General features: G+C 67.1%; 15 protein-coding genes, 1 tRNA gene and 1 pseudogene. 10 read left to right on the forward strand and 7 right to left on the reverse strand.

Annotated features, from left to right (window positions below):
- Window positions 1-105 precede the first annotated feature (105 nt).
- The 3 genes from ACIKT0_RS04015 to ACIKT0_RS04025 all read right to left on the reverse strand — a co-directional run bounded on the left by ACIKT0_RS04015 (window position 106) and on the right by ACIKT0_RS04025 (window position 7,200).
- Complete coding sequence (locus ACIKT0_RS04015; RefSeq protein ID WP_407104110.1) at window positions 106-1,530, reverse strand: glutamate synthase subunit beta; 1,425 nt, start codon at window positions 1,528-1,530, stop codon at window positions 106-108.
- Between the two features lie 157 nt (window positions 1,531-1,687).
- Complete coding sequence (gene gltB, locus ACIKT0_RS04020; RefSeq protein WP_407104111.1) at window positions 1,688-6,400, reverse strand: glutamate synthase large subunit; 4,713 nt, start codon at window positions 6,398-6,400, stop codon at window positions 1,688-1,690.
- Between the two features lie 320 nt (window positions 6,401-6,720).
- A complete protein-coding gene (locus ACIKT0_RS04025) occupies window positions 6,721-7,200 on the reverse strand; it encodes an Hsp20 family protein (RefSeq protein ID WP_407104112.1) in 480 nt (159 codons plus the stop codon).
- 305 nt (window positions 7,201-7,505) lie between these two features.
- Here ACIKT0_RS04025 and ACIKT0_RS04030 point away from each other — a divergent pair, with 305 nt between their 5' ends.
- Window positions 7,506-8,405, forward strand: a complete 900-nt coding sequence (locus ACIKT0_RS04030) for an alpha/beta fold hydrolase (RefSeq protein ID WP_407104113.1) — start codon at window positions 7,506-7,508, stop codon at window positions 8,403-8,405.
- Window positions 8,406-8,411: 6 nt separating this feature from the next.
- Here the strand turns inward: ACIKT0_RS04030 and ACIKT0_RS04035 are convergent, their stop codons facing one another.
- The 3 genes from ACIKT0_RS04035 to ACIKT0_RS04045 form a co-directional block, all read right to left on the reverse strand.
- A complete protein-coding gene (locus tag ACIKT0_RS04035; RefSeq protein ID WP_407104114.1) occupies window positions 8,412-8,831 on the reverse strand; it encodes a DUF805 domain-containing protein in 420 nt (139 codons plus the stop codon).
- A gap of 8 nt (window positions 8,832-8,839) precedes the next feature.
- On the reverse strand, window positions 8,840-9,625 hold the full coding sequence (gene hisN, locus ACIKT0_RS04040) for a histidinol-phosphatase (protein ID WP_407104115.1): 786 nt from the start codon (window positions 9,623-9,625) through the stop codon (window positions 8,840-8,842).
- 367 nt (window positions 9,626-9,992) lie between these two features.
- Entirely contained in the window at window positions 9,993-10,877 is an 885-nt protein-coding gene (locus tag ACIKT0_RS04045; RefSeq protein ID WP_407104116.1) for an N-formylglutamate amidohydrolase, read from the reverse strand.
- A 147-nt stretch (window positions 10,878-11,024) separates the two neighbouring features.
- Between ACIKT0_RS04045 and cpdR the strand changes: the two genes are divergently transcribed.
- The 9 genes from cpdR (at window position 11,025) to ACIKT0_RS04090 (ending at window position 17,766) form a co-directional block, all read left to right on the forward strand.
- The gene (gene cpdR / locus ACIKT0_RS04050; RefSeq protein ID WP_407104117.1) at window positions 11,025-11,411 is read left to right on the forward strand and encodes a cell cycle two-component system response regulator CpdR; all 387 of its coding nucleotides are present in this window, start codon (window positions 11,025-11,027) and stop codon (window positions 11,409-11,411) included.
- Window positions 11,412-11,724: 313 nt separating this feature from the next.
- Window positions 11,725-11,799, forward strand: a tRNA-Val gene (locus ACIKT0_RS04055).
- A 388-nt stretch (window positions 11,800-12,187) separates the two neighbouring features.
- Window positions 12,188-12,898: a hypothetical protein gene (locus ACIKT0_RS04060; protein WP_407104118.1), complete on the forward strand. Its 711-nt coding sequence runs from the start codon at window positions 12,188-12,190 to the stop codon at window positions 12,896-12,898.
- 133 nt (window positions 12,899-13,031) lie between these two features.
- The gene (locus tag ACIKT0_RS04065; protein ID WP_407104119.1) at window positions 13,032-13,214 is read left to right on the forward strand and encodes a helix-turn-helix domain-containing protein; all 183 of its coding nucleotides are present in this window, start codon (window positions 13,032-13,034) and stop codon (window positions 13,212-13,214) included.
- Window positions 13,215-13,216: 2 nt separating this feature from the next.
- Window positions 13,217-13,531 carry a hypothetical protein gene (locus ACIKT0_RS04070; protein ID WP_407104120.1) on the forward strand — a complete coding sequence of 105 codons (315 nt, stop codon included), beginning with the start codon at window positions 13,217-13,219 and terminating at the stop codon, window positions 13,529-13,531.
- Window positions 13,531-14,391: a tyrosine-type recombinase/integrase gene (locus ACIKT0_RS04075; protein ID WP_407104121.1), complete on the forward strand. Its 861-nt coding sequence runs from the start codon at window positions 13,531-13,533 to the stop codon at window positions 14,389-14,391. The genes ACIKT0_RS04070 and ACIKT0_RS04075 overlap by 1 nt, the downstream gene beginning before the upstream one ends.
- A 103-nt stretch (window positions 14,392-14,494) precedes the next feature.
- Window positions 14,495-15,388 carry a hypothetical protein gene (locus ACIKT0_RS04080; RefSeq protein WP_407104122.1) on the forward strand — a complete coding sequence of 298 codons (894 nt, stop codon included), beginning with the start codon at window positions 14,495-14,497 and terminating at the stop codon, window positions 15,386-15,388.
- An 85-nt stretch (window positions 15,389-15,473) separates the two neighbouring features.
- Complete coding sequence (locus tag ACIKT0_RS04085; protein ID WP_407104123.1) at window positions 15,474-15,779, forward strand: response regulator; 306 nt, start codon at window positions 15,474-15,476, stop codon at window positions 15,777-15,779.
- A 535-nt stretch (window positions 15,780-16,314) separates the two neighbouring features.
- Window positions 16,315-17,766 (forward strand): calcium-binding protein, encoded by a 1,452-nt coding sequence (locus tag ACIKT0_RS04090; protein WP_407104124.1) that lies wholly within the window; start codon window positions 16,315-16,317, stop codon window positions 17,764-17,766.
- Window positions 17,767-17,927: 161 nt separating this feature from the next.
- Here the strand turns inward: ACIKT0_RS04090 and ACIKT0_RS04095 are convergent.
- Window positions 17,928-18,090 (reverse strand): annotated as a pseudogene (locus ACIKT0_RS04095) (IS5/IS1182 family transposase); the annotation flags it as partial.

Raw genomic sequence — 18,090 nt, forward strand, 5'->3', positions numbered from 1 at the left:
GCCTGCGGCCGCGTCGCAGCCGGCGCCGGCTCCACAACCGCAGCCTTGAGCTAGAGCCGCGGCCGGGTCCGCCGCAGCCATCAGGCGGAGAGGTCCGGTAGGCCGTCAGCGCGGCAGCGTGGTGGCGCCGGTGAGGAAGACGTCGATCGCGCGCGCCGCCTGGCGGCCTTCGCGGATCGCCCACACCACCAACGACTGGCCGCGCCGCATGTCGCCCGCCGCGAACACCTTGGGGCTCGAGGTGACGTAATTGTCCTCGTCGGCGAGCACGTTGCCGCGCTTGTCGAGCGCGACGCCCGACTGCTCGATCAGGCCCTCGAACACCGGGCCCGCGAAGCCGAGCGCGATGAACACGAGATCCGCCTTGATGACGAACTCGGTGCCGGGGATCGGCTGGCGCTTGGCGTCTGCGCGGGCGCAACGCACGCCGGTGACCTTGCCGTTCTGGCCCTCGATGCCGAGCGTGACGGCGGCGAACTCGCGCTCCGCGCCCTCCGCCTGACTTGACGAGGTGCGGAACTTGGTCGGCCAGTAGGGCCAGGTGATCAGCTTGTCCTCGATCTTCGGCGGCACGGGCCGGATGTCGAGCTGCGTGACCCGGATCGCGCCCTGGCGGAACGCGGTGCCGACGCAGTCCGACGCCGTGTCGCCGCCGCCGATCACGACGACATGCTTGGCGCCGGCCTCGACGGTCGCCTCGGGGATGTGGTTCTCGAAGCCGTTGCGGCGGTTCTGCTGTACAAGATAGGGCATCGCGTAGTGGACGCCCTCGAGCTCCTGGCCGGGCAGCTGCGGGTCGCGGGGCTTCTCCGCGCCTCCGGCGAACAGCACCGCGTCATGGCCGGCGACCAGCTCGTCCACGGTCATGTCGACGCCGACATTGACGCCGTAGTGGAAGACCACGCCCTCGGCTTCCATCTGCTCGACCCGGCGGTCGATGTGGCGCTTCTCCATCTTGAAGTCCGGGATGCCGTAGCGCATCAGGCCGCCGGCCTTGGGCTCGCGCTCATAGACGTGGACCTCGTGGCCGACGCGGGCGAGCTGCTGGGCGGCCGCCATGCCGGCCGGCCCCGAGCCGACGATCCCGACCTTCTTGCCGGTCTTGTGTTCGGCCGGCTCCGGAACCACCCAGCCATTGGCCCAGGCCTTGTCGCCGATCGCCTGCTCGATCGTCTTGATCGCGACCGGGATGTTCTCGAGGTTGAGCGTGCACGCCTCCTCGCAGGGGGCGGGGCAGATGCGGCCGGTGAACTCGGGGAAGTTGTTGGTGGAATGGAGGTTGCGGGAGGCCTCCTGCCAGTCGTCGGCGTAGATCAGGTCGTTCCAGTCCGGAATCTGGTTGTGGACCGGACAGCCCTGCGGGCCATGGCAGAAGGGGATGCCGCAATCCATGCAGCGCGCGGCCTGCTTGCCGACTTCCGCGTCCGACAGCGGCAGGGTGAATTCGCGGAAATGACGGATACGGTCGGAGGCCGGCTGATAGCGCGCCTCCTGCCGCTCGATCTCGAGAAAACCTGTGACCTTGCCCATTTCCTGGTCTCCTCCTTGCGGAGGCCCCGTTCGCTTGTCCGCACGCCACGACCGTCGGGCTCAGGCCCGGTCGGCATAGGTTTAGACCCGTTCTGATGAGACCCCGGAGGCGCCCTCTTAGGGCCTCCGGGACGACGACGCTAGTCGCGGCTGCGCATCACTCCGCCGCCTGCATGGCCCGCGCCGCCTCCAGCTCGCGCAGAGCGCGGCGGTATTCGACGGGCATCACCTTGACGAACTTCTTCCGGCAGGAGGCCCAGTCGTCGAGGATCGCCTTGGCGCGGGTGGAGCCGGTGTGGGCGAGATGCGCCGAGATGAGCTGCTTCAGCCGCTCCTCGTCGTGGCGCGTCATGTCCGGATCGACATGGATGCGGCCCTTGAACTCCAAGTCGCCGCCGTGGTGGTGGAGCTCCTCGAGGAGCTCCTCCTCCTCCGGCACCGGCTCGAGATCGACCATCGAGAGGTTGCAGCGGGCGGCGAAGTCGCCGGCCTCGTCCAGCACATAGGCGACGCCGCCCGACATGCCGGCCGCGAAGTTGCGGCCGGTCTTGCCCAGCACCACGACCACGCCGCCCGTCATGTACTCGCAGCCATGATCGCCCGCGCCCTCGACGACCGCGATCGCGCCGGAGTTGCGGACCGCGAAGCGCTCGCCGGCGACGCCGCGGAAGTAGCACTCGCCCTCGATCGCGCCGTACAGCACCGTGTTGCCGACGATGATCGACTCCTCGGCCACGATCCCGGCGTTGGCCGCCGGACGCACGATGATGCGACCGCCCGACAGGCCCTTGCCGACATAGTCGTTCGCCTCACCCGTCAGGTCGAAGGTCACGCCCGCGGCCAGGAACGCGCCGAAGCTCTGGCCGGCGGTGCCGGTCAGCTTCACCGTGATGGTGTCGTCCGGCAGGCCCTGGCTGCCGTAGCGCTTGGCCACCTCGCCGGACAGCATCGCGCCGGCCGCCCGGTTGCGGCTGATGATCTTGTGCTCGATCACCACCGGCTCGCCGCTCTCGAGCGCGGGACGCGCCGCCTCGATCAGCGTGCGGTCCAGCACCTGCTCGAGATGGTGCTCCTGGCTCTCGTTGTGACGGATCGCGACGTCGGCGCCGACCACCGGCTTGGCGAACAGCTTGGTGAAGTCGAGGCCGCGCGCCTTCCAGTGGCCGATGGCCTCGCGCTTGTCGAGAAGATCGGCGCGGCCGATCACCTCCTCGAGCTTCGTGAAGCCCATCTCGGCGAGCAGCAGCCGCACCTCTTCGGCGACGAAGAAGAGATAGTCGATGACGTTCTCGGGCGTGCCCTTGAAGCGCTTGCGCAGCACCGGATCCTGCGTGGCGATGCCGACCGGGCAGGTGTTCAGGTGGCACTTGCGCATCATCAGGCAGCCCGCCGCGATCAGCGGGGCGGTCGAGAAGCCGTACTCGTCGGCCCCGAGCAGCGCGCCGATGACGACGTCGCGGCCGGTCCTGAGCCCCCCGTCGACCTGCAGGCGGACCCGGCCGCGCAGCTTGTTCATGACGAGCGTCTGCTGGGTCTCGGCGAGGCCGGTCTCCCACGGGCCGCCGGCGTGCTTCAGCGAGGTCAGCGGGCTCGCGCCGGTGCCGCCCTCGAAGCCCGAGATGGTGATGTGGTCGGCGCGCGCCTTGGCGACGCCCGCCGCGACCGTGCCGACGCCCACTTCGGAGACGAGCTTGACCGAGACGTCAGCCGTCGGATTGACGTTCTTGAGGTCGTAGATGAGCTGCGCCAGATCCTCGATCGAGTAGATGTCGTGGTGCGGCGGCGGCGAGATCAGGCCCACGCCGGGGGTCGAGCGCCGGACCTTGGCGATCGCCGCGTCGACCTTGTGGCCCGGCAGCTGGCCGCCTTCGCCGGGCTTGGCGCCCTGCGCGACCTTGATCTGGATCATGTCGCCGTTGACGAGGTACTCGGCCGAGACGCCGAAGCGGCCGGACGCGACCTGCTTGATCGCCGAGCGCTTCGAGTCGCCGTTCGGCATCCGCGTGAAGCGCTCCGGCTCCTCGCCGCCCTCGCCGGTGTTCGACTTGCCGCCGATCCGGTTCATGGCGATCGCGAGCGTCTCGTGCGCCTCGCGCGAGATCGAGCCGAACGACATCGCGCCGGTCGAGAACCGCTTGACGATCTCGGAGGCCGGCTCGACGTCCTCGAGCGCCACCGGCTCGCGGCCGCGCTCCTGCGCGGCGCGGATGCGGAACAGGCCGCGCAGCGTCAGCAGCCGCTCCGCCTGCTCGTTCATCTCGCGGGCGAAGTCGGAATATTTGGCGAAGGAGCGCTGCCGCACGGCGTGCTGAAGGTCGGCCACCGACTCCGGCGTCCAGGCGTGGTCCTCGCCGCGCATCCGGTAGGCGTATTCGCCGCCGACCTCGAGCGCGGAACGCAGCACCGGCACGTCGGAGAACGCGAGCGTGTGTCGCCGCACGGTCTCCTCGGCGATCTCCGCCAGGCCGACGCCGCCGATCGGGGTCGCGGTACCATAGAAGAACTTGTCGACGAACTCCTTCGACAGTCCGACCGCGTCGAAGATCTGCGCGCCGCAATAGGACTGGTAGGTCGAGATGCCCATCTTGGACATGACCTTGAGCAAGCCCTTGCCGATCGACTTGATGAAGCGGGTCTGCACCTCGCGCGCGTCGACCCGCTCGGGGAAGTCGAGCGCCTTGTGCATCGACTCGAGCGTCTCGAAGGCGAGGTAGGGGTTAATCGCTTCGGCGCCGTAGCCCGCCAGCACCGCGAAATGATGGATCTCACGCGGCTCGCCGGACTCGACCACGAGGCCGACCGAGGTCCTCAGACCCTTGCGGATCAGGTTGTGGTGCACGGCCGCGGTGGCGAGCAAGGCCGGGATTGCGATGCGGTTCGGGCCGACCAGCCGATCCGACAGCACGACGATGTTGAAGCCGCCATGCACGGCCGCCTCGGCGCGCTCGCACAGCCGCTCGATGGCGTCCGCCATGCCGGCCGCGCCCTTCTCGGCCGGATAGGTCGTGTCGAGCGTGCGGGTCTGGAAATGGCTCTCGGCGAGATCGTCGATCGCGCGGATCTTCTCCAGGTCCTCATTGGTGAGGATCGGCTGGCGCACCTCGAGCCGCTTCTTCTTCGACGAGCCGTCGAGGTCGAAAAGGTTCGGCCGCGGCCCGATGAACGAGACGAGGCTCATCACGAGCTCCTCGCGGATCGGGTCGATCGGCGGGTTCGTGACCTGGGCGAAGTTCTGCTTGAAGTAGGTGTAGAGCAGCTTGGAGCGGGTCGAGAGCGCCGAGAGCGGCGTATCGGTGCCCATCGAGCCGACCGCCTCCTGGCCGATGGTGGCCATCGGCGGCAGCAGCAGCTTGACGTCCTCCTGGGTGTAGCCGAAGGCCTGCTGGCGGTCGACGAGGCTCGCCTGCGCGCGCGGCCGCGGAGCGGGCGCGTCCGGCAGGTCCTCGAGCACCAGCTGAGTCTTCTTCAGCCACTCCTTGTACGGACGCGCGGCCGCGAGCTGCGCCTTGATCTCCTCGTCGGAGACGATGCGGCCCTCTTCGAGGTCGATCAGCAGCATGCGGCCTGGCTGCAGCCGCCACTTGCGGACGATCTTCTCCTCCGGGACCGTCAGCACGCCCATCTCGGACGCCATGACGACGAGGTCGTCGTCGGTCTGGAACCAGCGGGCGGGACGCAGGCCGTTGCGGTCGAGGGTGGCGCCGATCTGGCGGCCGTCCGTGAAGGCCACGGCGGCCGGTCCGTCCCACGGCTCCATCATGGCCGCGTGGTACTCGTAGAAGGCGCGGCGCTGCTCGTCCATCAGCGGGTTGCCGGCCCAGGCCTCGGGCACGAGCATCATCACCGCATGGGTCAGCGAGTAGCCGCCCTGCACGAGGAATTCGAGGGCGTTGTCGAGGCAGGCGGTGTCGGACTGACCCTCATAGGAGATCGGCCACAGCTTCGAGATGTCGTTGCCGTAAAGCTCGCTGTCGAGCGAGGCCTGGCGGGCCGCCATCCAGTTGACGTTGCCGCGCAGCGTGTTGATCTCGCCGTTATGGGCGACCATCCGGTACGGATGGCTGAGCGACCAGGTCGGGAAGGTGTTGGTCGAGAAGCGCTGATGGACCAGCGCGAGCGCGCTCTCGAACCGCTCGTCCTTCAGGTCCGGGTAGTAGGCCGCGAGCTGGTCGGCCAGGAACATGCCCTTGTAGACGATGGTCCGGCAGGACAGCGAAACCGCGTAGTAGCTCGAGGCGCGCGGGTCGGCGCCGTAGATCTCGTTCGAGACCACCTTGCGCAGGATGAACAGCCGGCGCTCGAAATCATCCTCGCTCTCGATCGAGGGCGAGCGGCCGACGAACAGCTGCAGCTGCGCGGGCTCGGTCGGCTTGACGCTCTCGCCGAGCGAAGAATTGTCGGTCGGCACCTCGCGCCAGCCGAGGAAGGTCTGGCCCTCGTTCGTGACGACGCGCTCGAACACCGCCTTGACGTGAGCGATCGCCTCCGGATCGCGCGGCGCGAAGATGTGGCCGACCGCGTAGTGGCCGGGCTCCGGCAGGGTGAAGCCGAGCCGCTCGGCTTCGGCCGCGAAGAACTTGTGGGGGATCTGCACCAGCATGCCGGCGCCGTCGCCCGCCCGCGGGTCCGCGCCCACGGCGCCGCGATGCTCGAGGTTCTCGAGGATCTTGATGCCGTGCTCGACGATGGCGTGGCTCTTGCGGCCCTTCATGTCGACCACGAAGCCGACGCCGCACGAGTCCTTCTCATGGCGCGGGTCGTACAGGCCCTGAGCCGCCGGAAGACCGGAATCGATCGTATCCGGAGCCTTGCGCGTGGCGGTCGCAACGGGACCGGGGTTCCGAATGTCGCTCTCGCTGGTCTTCGTCATCGCCGTCCCTCGCGCTGGGTCGATCTTGAGGTCGCCCGCCATTCAGCCGCACGCACGCGTATGGCGGCCGAAACGGGACCGGCCGGTCCTCCGACCGCCCGCCGCCGCATCGTCCGCAATTCGCAGAACACAGCCGCAGTTCGCAAATGGACAGCCTTGCTGTCCTATCGCGCACCTTTAAGCAGAAAACCGTCGACCGGTAAAGCGCCCGCGTCAACCCGCCGGCGCTGGTGCGCGCCCTTCGCGACGGTGCGGCGCGCAAATAAAAAGGCGTCCCGGGTGACCCGGGACGCCCCGTCCTGGCGGCGCTGTTTCGCCGATTACGCGGCCTTCGCCTGCGAGTCGACCACCTGCGCGTCGATCTGGGCCGGCTTGGCGCCCGCGCCGATCGGGATGATCCGGGGCTTCTTGGCCTCCGGGACCTCACGCACGAGGTCGATGTGGAGCAGGCCGTTCTCCAGGCTCGCGCCCGTCACCTGGACGTGGTCGGCGAGCTGGAAGCGGCGCTCGAAAGCGCGCGCGGCGATGCCCTGGTGGAGAACGTCAGTCTTCCGCTCCTCGGCCGCCTTCTCGCCGCGGACGGTCAGCGCGCTTTCCTTGACCTCAATGTTGAGGTCCTTCTCGCTGAAGCCCGCGACCGCGACCGTGATGCGGTACGCGTTCTCGGCCGTGCGCTCGATGTTATAGGGGGGGTAGCCCGGGGTCGAAGCCTCACCGCCGGCCACGCTGTCGAGCAGCGAGAACAGGCGATCGAAGCCGACGGTCGAGCGGTAGAGCGGGGCAAGGTCGAACTGGCGCATCTCATATCCTCCTTATGAAGCGACATAAGCTCGGTCCGCCATGACGGCCGGACCGGATTTCACCTTTCGCCACAGCCGGTTGGCCTGTGACGAACGAAATTTGGGAAGTCCGCCCGCAAGCGTCAAGAGGGGTCCGGGACGGCGCCGGATATGTTTGCTAAGACGGGCCCGGAGCGGCCCGGCCGCGCGACGTTTCAACCGGGTTTGCAATGCCGTTCTCTTTGCCAGGACGCTCGGCCCCGCCGCGCGACGCGTTCGACACGCTGTTGTTCCCGCCGGGGGAGGGCGCTCCGGACGGCGGGCGCGTGCGGATCCTCTCCGCGGCCGACGGCGTGCGGCTGCGCGCGGCCTTCTGGAGGCCGCCGGGAACCGCCCGCGGCACGGTCTGCCTGTTCCACGGCCGCATCGAGTTCATCGAGAAATACGCCGAGATCATCGGCGACCTGCTGGGCCGCGGTTTCGCGGTCGCGACGCTGGATTTCCGGGGGCAGGGCGGCTCGCAGCGCCTGCTGCGAAACCCGCTCAAGGGGCATGTCGCCGACTTCGCGCAGTACCGCCTCGACGCCGAGGCGCTGATGCGCCAGCTCGTCTTCACGGACTGCCCGCCGCCGTTCTTCGCGCTCGGCCACTCGATGTCCGCGCCGGTTCTGCTCAGCCTTGCGGAGCGGCAGCCGCAATGGTTCGAGCGCATGGTGCTGATGGCGCCGCTGATCGGCCTGCGCCGCAAGGTCAATGGAAGATGGGCGCACGGGCTTGCGGCGGGGCTGTGCGGCGCGGGGCTCTCGGCGGCCTATGTGCCCGGCGGGATCGACCGTCCGATGTCCCTGCTGCCGTTCGAGGGCAACCCGGTCACCTCCGACCGAAAGCGCTACGAGCGGACGGCTGCGCTGATCCGGCACGCTCCCGAGCTTGGGCTCGGCGCGCCCACCATCGGGTGGCTGCACGCCGCCTACCAGGCGACGGCCGCGATCGTCCGGCGGGGGCGGCCCGAGTCCTTCCGGGTGCCGACGCTGATCATGACGGCCGGCGACGACCGCATCGTCGATCCGCTCGCCGGCGCGAGCTTCGCGGCGCGGCTCAGGGGCGGCGGACATCTGATAATGCGCGGCGCGCGCCATGAGATCATGAGCGAGCGCGACGACATCCGCGACCTGTTCTGGGCGGCGTTCGACGCTTTCGTGCCGGGCAGCCGCGAACTGCGCTGAGCGCAGTCAGGCGAGCGGGTCGGGACCGTAGCGGTTGGTCCTCCGCGACCCGCGCACGAAGCCGAGATAGACGAACAGCGCGAGGCTGACCGCGCCGCCGAGCACCGCCGCGTAGGTGGGCGCGAGGCCGAAATCGCCCCCATAGGCGATCGCCGCCGCGGCGACCAGCACGCCGAGCCCGAGCCAGCCATTGCGGCCGTGATCCTGGAAACGCCGCACCGACAGCGAGGCGAGCGTCAGCGCTGAGATCACGAAGGCGATCGAGGCGAGGATGAGAAGGGCCGTCTGGCTGTAGGGCTGCGCCAGCCAGCCGGCGGCGACCAGAAGGCCGCTGACGATCGCGGACGCAAGCGAGCGGCGCCAGTAGACGAGCCGCGGGATGCGGCCCGCGAAGCTCAGATAGTCGCGCCTCAGGCGGGCGAGCATGCCGGGGCTCAGCCGCGCGCGAGCCGCTCGAGCGCGGCCTCGTGCAGCCGCCGGTCGCCCGCAGCGACGATGCGGCCTCCGCGGCTGGCGGGCTCCCCCTCCCAGTTGGTCACCACCCCGCCGGCGCCCTCGATCAGCGGAATCAGGGCGACGATGTCGAACGGCTTGAGGTCCGCCTCGATGATGAGATCGACATGGCCGGAGGCCAGCATCGCGTAGGCGTAGCAGTCCGCGCTCCAGCGCGTCAGGCGGCTCTCGGCCGAGACCGCGTCGAACGCGGCGCGTTCCTCGGGCGTGAACATGGTCGGCGAAGTCGCCATCAGCATGGCGTCCTCGATCCTGCTGCAGGGGCGCGTTCTCAGCCGGCGCGTTCCGGCGGGGCCGCGATAGGACGCGCTCATGCCGTCGCCCGAGAAGCTTTCACCGATGAAGGGCTGGTGCATCAGCCCGAAGCAGGGCGTCCCGCGGCGCAGCAATCCGATCAGGGTGCCCCAGATCGGCATGCCGAGGATGAAGGAGCGCGTGCCGTCGATGGGGTCGAGGACCCAGACGAACTCGGCGTCAGTGGCCTGATCGCCGTGCTCCTCGCCGATCACGCCATGGCTCGGGAAGGTCTCCCGGATCATCGCGCGCATCACGCTCTCGCCGGCCTTGTCGGCGGCCGTCACCGGGTCGAAGCCCGCGCCGCGGCCCTTGTCCTCGACGCCGATGGAGGTTCTGAAGAAGGGCAGAATCGCCTGCGCCGAAGCGGAGGCGAGACGATCGACGAAGGCGGCGAAGTCGACTGCGGTCATCCGGGTGCATCCGCTGAGAAGCCGCTCCGGGAGCGCCCGGAGCGCCGTGTATATCGCCGATCACGCTGTCTGAGTGACGCGCAAAAAAATCGCCGGCTCATGCGACAGGCCGTCGCATCCGGCGATTAGAGCGTTTTGCCCTTGATTTTTGTGCGGCGCAGCCGCAGTTTATTGCGGCGCGGCATTGCGATCTTCGATCGTAGCGCCGCTGCCCTCCTTGGGCGTTTCCTCCCTAGACTTGGCCGCTCGCTTTACTGCGGGCGGCCTTTTTTTTAGGTCATTTTGTCCAGGCAGCGGGACATTGGCTTCATCCGTGGCGGATTGCAACGGTTTTTCTATCAGACGATAGGAGGCCCCGCGGCAGGCCCTATTCGGCCGCCGCGCGAGGCGATGCGAGCGCCCCGAAAGGCGCCGCGACCAGCTGCTCGATGAACGCCGTCAGCGTCTGCCGAAGCCGGTCGAAACCGTCGATCTTGGAGTGGCTCCGCTCGTCCATGTAGAGCGCGCGGTTGATCTCGATCTGCAATGCGTGGAAGTCGCTCGCGGGCGCGCCGTAATGCTCGGTGATGTAGCCGCCCGCATAGGGCCGGTTGCGCACCACGCTGAAGCCGAGCTCCCGCAGCGTCTCTTCCGCGAAGCCGATCAGAGCCGGAGAGCAACTCGCCCCGTAGCGGTCGCCGAGGACGATGTCCGCCCGGGAGCGCTCGTCGCGCGCCAGCCCCGCCGAGGGCATTGAATGGCAGTCCACCAGCACCGCGACGCCATGCAGCCGATGGGCGCGGGCCAGGACCCGTCGCAGCGTGCGGTGATAGGGTTTGTAGATGCCCTCGATGCGGTCGAGGGCCTCGCCCACCGGAAGGCGGGCGCCATAGATCTCCTGCGCCTCGCCCACGATCCGGGCGATCGTGCCGAGTCCTCCCGCCACCCTGAGCGAACGGGTGTTGGCGAAGGGCGGCAGCCGGCCCTCGAACATGCGCGGGTCGAGTTCGTAGGGCTCGCGGTTGACGTCCAGGAAGGCGCGCGGGAAGTGCGCGCGCATCAGCGGCGCGCCGAACGCGGGCGCGGCCCCGAACAGCTCGTCGACGAAGGCGTCCTCCGAGCGGCGGAGCGCCCGCGCGTCGAGCCGCGAGGCGGCGAGGAACCGGGCCGGATAGCGAGCCCCGGAATGCGGCGAGTTGAACGTCACGGCCGCCGGGGAGCCTTCAGGCTCGATGACCTCGAATGCCGGGTCGAGGAGATCCGGTTCGTCCAAGAAAGTCGCTTTCCTCAAGGCCGTCGGCGGCGTCGATCGGGCGATTGTGGCCCGCGGCATGCGCCGCTGTCCATCACCGCCTCGGCGGAAACGATCTGTTTACCAAACCGTCCCCTTATGGGATGAATCCGTGGTCCTCGCGCGAACATGCAGAGCTCTTTCTCAGTGAACGCCAACACCAAGATCCTCCTCGCCGAAGACGACGACGACATGCGCCGCTTTCTGGTCCGCGCGCTGGAAAACGCCGGACACTCGGTCGTCTCCTTCGACAACGGCCTGGCGGCCTATCACCGGCTGCGGGAAGAGCCGTTCGAGCTGCTCCTCACCGACATCGTGATGCCGGAGATGGACGGCATCGAGCTCGCGCGGCGCGCCACCCAGCTCGATCCGGACATCAAGGTGATGTTCATCACGGGTTTCGCGGCGGTCGCGCTGAATCCCGATTCGCAGACGCCGAAAGACGCCAAGATCCTGTCGAAGCCGTTCCACCTGCGCGAGCTGGTGACCGAGGTCGACAAGCTTCTGGCCGCCTGAGGGCGCCCCTCTGCTTTCCTCACGCGACATCGTTCCGCTGACGCTGATCGTCGGCGCGATTCTGCTTTGGGCGACCGGCGCTCTAGACCGCCTCGGCCTTGAGGGCGCGGGCGACGGGCTCGCGATGGGCGCAGCCATCTGCACGCCGCTCTGGCTGCTCCGGCTGTGGCGAAGCCGGCGGTCCTGACGGAAGCGACCAACAGCGCGTCCGCCGCTTGCCAGCCCTGTGGCGATCCGATATAGCCGCGCTCACTTCGGGGCCATCCCGCACGGGCCCCGGAACGACATATCGCCGGCCTTCGGATCGGCGAATGGGCGTGTAGCTCAGCGGGAGAGCACTACCTTGACATGGTAGGGGTCACAGGTTCGATCCCTGTCACGCCCACCACTTTCCAAGCCCCTGCGCAGCAGGGGCTTGGGCGGTTGTTGACGAGCAGGCCGGCGACATCAGCCGAGCCTTGCTCGTCACTTTTTTGCGCGGAATTTGCGCGGATCATCGTTTTCCCCTGTTCCGAAGTCCGCGTCGTCCCGCGAATCGTCGGCGAGCCTGCCTTCACCCCCGTTACACAGAATGTAACGGGTCCCGCCGACGTCGATCGCGCGACGGGATACGTGTTATCTTTACAGGAACATGCCGCCTCGGCAAAGGTGCCGCCATGTCAATCCCTCCGCCACCGAGTCGCGCCCCAAGGCGCCCGCGTCGCCCCCAGGGGATTTGGCTGAAGGAGATCCTGCCGCATTTCGCGGACTACAAGGCCGCGCCGAACGGCGGGAAGATGAAGTTCGTGCGCCAGCTCAGCCAGAAGCTGGGGCAGGCGGAGAACACGACCCGACGGCAGCTCGCCGCCCTGATCTTTCTCGAAAAGCGCAAGGTTGATCTGCGTCGGATCGCGGAAAGCGCTCCGGCATTGATGTCGATTGAAGCGGTGGCGCGGGCGGGGCGGGTCGATTACCGGGAGGAGGGGCGGCTACTGCGCGAACTCCTCGAAGGCGCAGGAAGCGCGAAAGGCTTCCGCGCAGCCGTCGGCAAGATCGGCCGTGATCGCGACGTCGAGGGGGCGCGTGACGAAGACTGGGTGGGCCTTCTCCGCCACGTGGTTCCCCGGCCGGACCAGCCGTTTGAGGTCCGATATGCGAGGGCGGCTTTCGCGCCCTCGGCGATCATCCAGCAGGACGGAGTGCGTAGCGCGGTCATCCTTGCTCAGCGCGACGACCCCTATCTCAATGACAGCCAGTACGGCGTGCTGATCGAGGCGGCGGTCCTGCGTTCGCTTGTCCGCTACGACTGGACCCATCTAATCGCCGATGTGGAGTTGCCGGAGCTCGACGACACCTGCGCCTCTTTCAAGCCGGAGATCGCGAAAATTTTCACGTGGAGACGCGCTCGGCTCGGTCGTGACTGGTTCATCGACGGAGCGCGCGAGCGCTACGAGAGCGTGGAGCTGCTCGAGCAGGACATGGAGATGCTCGGAAGGCTGAAATTCTGAGACGCCCAGCGGCGTACAAACCCTCCTCTGCGCTTTTGGCCCAGATGCCGACGCCTTACTCCAAGGGCCATCGACTCTGTAACACATGTGTGTCAAAAATGGAGGCACATTAAAAAGATTCGCTGGAGCTAAGATGTCCCCTTCTCCTGTGTCCGACTGGCCAGAGATACTGACGGCCGCCGAAGTCGCCGTGCGTCTGCGCATCTCGAAAGCCACCGTTTTGCGCCTCGCGAAGCGCGGCGCCATCCGTCCCTTGCCGCTGACCGGGCGCCGGATGTTCACGGCCGCGGCCGTACGAGCCTATCTGGGCTCGTGACAATGGCCGGCGCCACTTACAAGCTGATCGAGAAAATCGGCCCTTGGTCCGTCTTGAAGCATTCGGCGACGGGGCGGTTCTATGTCGGATGGTATGACGCGGAGGCTCAGGGCGGCCGTCGGCGGGCATTGCATACAGACAGCCTCTCTGAGGCATGCGCACGGGTGACGTCGCTGCTCGAGCGCGGCGTGCAGGGCGATCCCAAGGATGGGCTCGCCGAAAAGCCGCTCAAGACCGTGGCCGAGGTGCTGGAATGGCACAGGCCTTACGTCGTAGACTTGCCTCGCGAGAGGCTGAGCTCATCCACATCAGGCTGATGCTCGCCGCGCCGATCGCCAGCCGCTCAGTGGCGGCCCTTGTGCCGTCCGATTTCGAGAAATTGAGGGACCTTTGGGAATCGAAGAAAGCCGCCGTGACGACGATTGGACGCCGGCTGACGACGCTGAGAAGCGCGCTGCGGCGGGCGGCGGCGGATAACCGGCTGACGGTTGCGGTCGCCCCGAAGGTGCCGGAGTTCAGGACGAAGAACCATCTCCGCGCCGCGCCGACGAAGGGCCAGCCTTGCGACGTTGCAGGCCTGGCTTCGCTCTACGACGCGGTGGAAGACCACCACCTGATGCTCTTCTTGGCGCTCGGTTTCAGCACGGGCGCACGAACGGGCAGCTTGATTGGACTCGAAGGCAAGCAGTTCGACCTCGAGACCGGCCTCGTGAACCTGAACCCCGCTGGCCGCCTCCAGACCGCCAAGTACCGGCCGATCCTGCCGATTCATCACCTGCTTCGCCCATGGCTTTCGGAGCTGCCCAGCGGGCGACTGATTCGTTGGCGCGATCAGCCCGTCGTCAACGTGAAATCGGGCCTGCGAAACGCGGTGCGCCGCGCCGGTCTCCCGGCCCGCGTCAACGGCTACTCGCTGCGCCACAGCGTCGGACGCTTCCTGCGCCGCTACGGGGTGGATAGCGAACAGATCGCGGTCTGGCTCGGGCATGCAAAGCCGCCGGAGAATTTCGAGACCACCCTCATCTATAGCCCCTACGACCCGGATTATCTGCGCGACGCGAAGGCGGCTGTCGAAGCGTTGTTCGCCGAGATCGCCGGAAGAGCGAAGCGTCCGCTGCTGACCCCTCCGGAAGAGGTGACGGCCGCCTTGGCGCGGATGCGCGCACAGGATCGGTGACGGCGAGATGAAGGAAAGTACGGCGGCGGCCTACCGAGCTCGTGAGAAGTTGCTGCGGGCGGAAGCTCGTTCTTTCGGGAGGGCAGGGGACGACGAGGACTTCGTGGCTTGGCTGATCGACGTGAAGCGCCACGGACTGAAGCCGGCGTCCTGGCGCCAATATCGGTCGGCGGCTGTGTTCGTCCTGCTCAAGGCGGCGGGCGGTAAGCAACCCAGGACTTTGCAGATTTTCGAGCGCTTGAGGAGCGCCGGACCGTCGCCTGGCGGGAGCCTGCCGAAGACATCGGCCAAAAAGGCAAAGCATTGCTCCGCCAGCGACGCAGACCGGATCGTCGCGCGCGCTTACGCGGATGGCGCCAAGAACGCACGTGGGCTTGCTCTTTTCGTGAGGGCGGCGAGGATCACCGGCTTGCGTCCGTCCGAATGGCCTTTCGCCAGGCTCGAGGAGATGGTTGGCGAGGCTGGCGCATGGCGCCTCATCGTTGCGTGTGCAAAACACGACGCGGTCCGTGCTCACTCAGCCACGCGCACGCTCATCTATCGGAACCTGCCTGCGGCGGATATCCGAGCGCTTCAAGGCTGGCTGAAAGTCGTCGCCGACGCTGTCTCGACGGGACGTTATCGCAACCTCCAGAGCGCTCTGTCCTCGCTCATGTACCGCACGGCGAAAGCGGTGTTCCCGAGGCGAATGCGGCGGCCGACGCTCTACTCGTTCAGGCACGAGGCTGCCGCCGATTTCAAGGCTGCTTATACCTCAGCCAACGATGCAGTGGATCAGCGGCTCGCGGGGGCCGCAAAGGTGGCGGCGCTGCTGGGCCACGCGAGCGACCTCACTGCCACGCAGCATTATGCTCGCCCCAGAGGTAAACGGGGGTCAGGGAGGGCGCCGGTCCCCGAGCCGGAGCCCGCCGAAGTCGCCCGCGTCCGGCGACGGCTCCAGGAATCTCACGAAAAGAGACTGCGTCCGCGTGCTTCCAAAGTGGGCGCATCATTCTAGTGGACCTACCCGGACCAGGACCGCCGACGCCCGATGAAGGTTACGCGGTCAGCGCCTTGCATCCTGGAGGAAGGAAGGGCCCTTGATGGCGATGCGACCCTGGAGCGGGGTCGTCGAGGACGTGCCGCGGATCGCGGCTGATGTGAGACGAGGGCCGGAACGGGCGGGTTTCGCGGTCGGCGATGGCGAAGCCCCTTGGTTTCAGGCCGACATCGAGACCTACGGCGCCATGATCCTCGCCCCTCGACTGCCCAAGCTCGACGGGCTGAGCGCCCTCAAGAAACTGATGGGAGCCAACAACTTGCTCCCGATCCTGATCCTCGCCGGGACGTTTGGCGCTGATCTCTGCCTTCGGAGGGCCGGAAAGGGCCTTCGTCGCGGTTGTCGATGAGGATCAAGCTACTGCAATTCCTTGTTTTTCTCTACCCCACTTTTGTTCTCTTTGCCGGTCTTTTTGTCCCAGAACTGTCCCAAAAACCAAGGCTGGTATGGTCAGGTGCTGAGCGCCCGCGCCGCACGGCGCCCGCTCGGCGCCAAGAACGGACTTTGGCCTCTATTCCCAAACCGGCATCGGGTGGAGCCAGCGAAAGTGTTCGGTATCAATGACGATCTTCGAGCACTGCGAGAGAGTGATCTCCCGCCTGTTGCATCAGGAGGCTGGCGGGAGATCCAAAGTTAGAGGCAGGGGCCCCTGTAAGTGTCTGAATTCAAATTTAGCCGACATCCAAAGCCGGCCCAGAGTTGGGTAGCCTATTCACCCAGAGTTGGGAACTAGAAGTACGCCGCCAGCCGGCGGCCGCACGGGCTTCGCAACAAGCGCCTTCGCTCTCGTCGAATTAGGTAGCGCCGGCCCCAAAGGTCGAGATCGCGATCAAGGGAAGGCTGACCGACACTCCAATGAGGGCCGGCCCATCTGGGAGAGCGTTATGGAAGAGCGATTCCTCACCGACGGCGACGACTACTATCTCGACGAGGCGAGCAGGTTCACCGGCATCGTGCACGGTCGCGCGGGCGACGACGAGATCCACGCGACGTCGGAGCGCGAGATCTTCGGCGATGAAGGCAACGACACGATCTTTGCGAACGACGCGTCTACAATCGCGCACGGTGGGACGGGCGATGACGTGCTCCATGGGAGCATCTTCCAAGGAGTTCTCTACGGGGACGATGGTGACGATCTGCTGATCGGAACCGCCCAGCGCGATCGGAACACCAGCAACGCCATGTACGGCGGCTCCGGCGACGACCACATCATCCAGGGCGGAACGCCCGCAGGCCTTTCTGGGGGGGACGGCGACGACCTGATCGAGATCACCACGCGGGCCACCGTCGACGGCGGAAGCGGCGACGACGTCGTCAGATATTTCCATCATACGGTTTCGCCGTTCGCGCAGCCAATCTTCATCGAGCTCGGGGACGGCGACGATTTCGTCGACGGCGCCTCAAGCTTTCCCAGTCCCTATACGTCCCAGACGTATATCGCCTTTACGAACGGGGGAGCTGGGGATGACACCGTCGTCGCTGGTTCGGGCCAGGACCGCTTCAACGGCGGCGAAGGCGTGGATGAAATCTCCTACGCCTTCGAGACCGCAGCCGTGTCGGTCGACCTCGGCGCCGGGGTGGCCGCCGGCGCCGCGGCTGGAGATCAGTGGACCTCCGTCGAAAATGTGACAGGGACGGCGTTCAACGACACCATTACGGGCGACGGGGCGGCGAACCGCCTCAGCGGCGGTAGGGGGAAGGACGTCCTGGCCGGTGGAGCTGGCGACGACACGCTGGACGGCGGTGTCGGCGCCGACACCATGCAAGGAGGCCGTGGGGACGATGACTACTACGTCCAGCACGTCGCTGACCGGGCGCTGGAAGCCACCGGTGAGGGCGACGATCGCGTCCTGAGCTCCATCAGCTACGCCCTGACAGGCCAGTACGTCGAGCGGCTTCGTCTCACAGGAGAGAATGATGCCGACGCTCTGGGGAACACGCTCAAGAACAAGATCGCCGGCAATGACGGGGACAATGTGATCGACGGCTGGAAAGGATCTGACCGCCTCTGGGGCGGCGGTGGCCACGACACCTTCGCCTTCACGGCGGGGCTGAAGGCGTCCAACGTCGACACGATCAACGACTTCGTTTCCACAGACGACACGATCCGGCTCGAGAACACGGTGTTCGTCGGTCTCGCCGATGGCGCGCTGGCGGCGGACGCGTTCTATGTCGGCGCTGCGGCGCACGACGCAGACGATCGCATCATCTACGATCAGGCCTCCGGCTCCCTGTTCTTCGACCGCGACGGCATAGGCGCGACCTACGCGGCCGTGCGCTTCGCCGTCCTGGCGAACCATGCGACGATCGATGCGGATGATTTCAGCGTGACGTGATAACGCGGCCGCCGAAGGCGCCCGTCGGCGACGGCGGGGCCCCTCTGTGCTCACCCCAAGCAGCGGTCATATTCTAGGTCGGGTGCGGTTCATTTCGCGACGGGCCGCTAGCTGGGGCTCAGCCTCAGTGTGATGATGCCAGCGATGACTAGGGCCGAGACTCATAACCAGTAGCTGACGATCGCGGCGATGTGGACGCGGCGAGGAAGCTGGTGGCGTTACGGTCGTAGCGGGTTGCGACGCGTCGGAAGTCTTTGAGGCGGCAGAACATGCGCTCGATGGCGTTGCGGTCGCGGTAGAGAACCGGCGAGAAGCAGGGCTTCC

The sequence above is a fragment of the Hansschlegelia beijingensis genome (assembly GCF_045505405.1).
Taxonomy (GTDB): domain Bacteria; phylum Pseudomonadota; class Alphaproteobacteria; order Rhizobiales; family Methylopilaceae; genus Methylopila; species Methylopila beijingensis_A.

Coding starts and splice junctions, on each gene's coding strand:
- ACIKT0_RS04015 (WP_407104110.1), bottom strand. CDS start 1,530: ATGGGCAAGGTCACAGGTTTTCTCGAGATCGAGCGGCAGGAGGCGCGC.
- gltB (WP_407104111.1), bottom strand. CDS start 6,400: ATGACGAAGACCAGCGAGAGCGACATTCGGAACCCCGGTCCCGTTGCG.
- ACIKT0_RS04025 (WP_407104112.1), bottom strand. CDS start 7,200: ATGCGCCAGTTCGACCTTGCCCCGCTCTACCGCTCGACCGTCGGCTTC.
- ACIKT0_RS04035 (WP_407104114.1), bottom strand. CDS start 8,831: ATGCTCGCCCGCCTGAGGCGCGACTATCTGAGCTTCGCGGGCCGCATC.
- hisN (WP_407104115.1), bottom strand. CDS start 9,625: ATGACCGCAGTCGACTTCGCCGCCTTCGTCGATCGTCTCGCCTCCGCT.
- cpdR (WP_407104117.1), top strand. CDS start 11,025: ATGCAGAGCTCTTTCTCAGTGAACGCCAACACCAAGATCCTCCTCGCC.
- ACIKT0_RS04060 (WP_407104118.1), top strand. CDS start 12,188: ATGAAGTTCGTGCGCCAGCTCAGCCAGAAGCTGGGGCAGGCGGAGAAC.
- ACIKT0_RS04065 (WP_407104119.1), top strand. CDS start 13,032: ATGTCCCCTTCTCCTGTGTCCGACTGGCCAGAGATACTGACGGCCGCC.
- ACIKT0_RS04070 (WP_407104120.1), top strand. CDS start 13,217: ATGGCCGGCGCCACTTACAAGCTGATCGAGAAAATCGGCCCTTGGTCC.
- ACIKT0_RS04075 (WP_407104121.1), top strand. CDS start 13,531: ATGCTCGCCGCGCCGATCGCCAGCCGCTCAGTGGCGGCCCTTGTGCCG.
- ACIKT0_RS04085 (WP_407104123.1), top strand. CDS start 15,474: ATGGCGATGCGACCCTGGAGCGGGGTCGTCGAGGACGTGCCGCGGATC.
- ACIKT0_RS04090 (WP_407104124.1), top strand. CDS start 16,315: ATGGAAGAGCGATTCCTCACCGACGGCGACGACTACTATCTCGACGAG.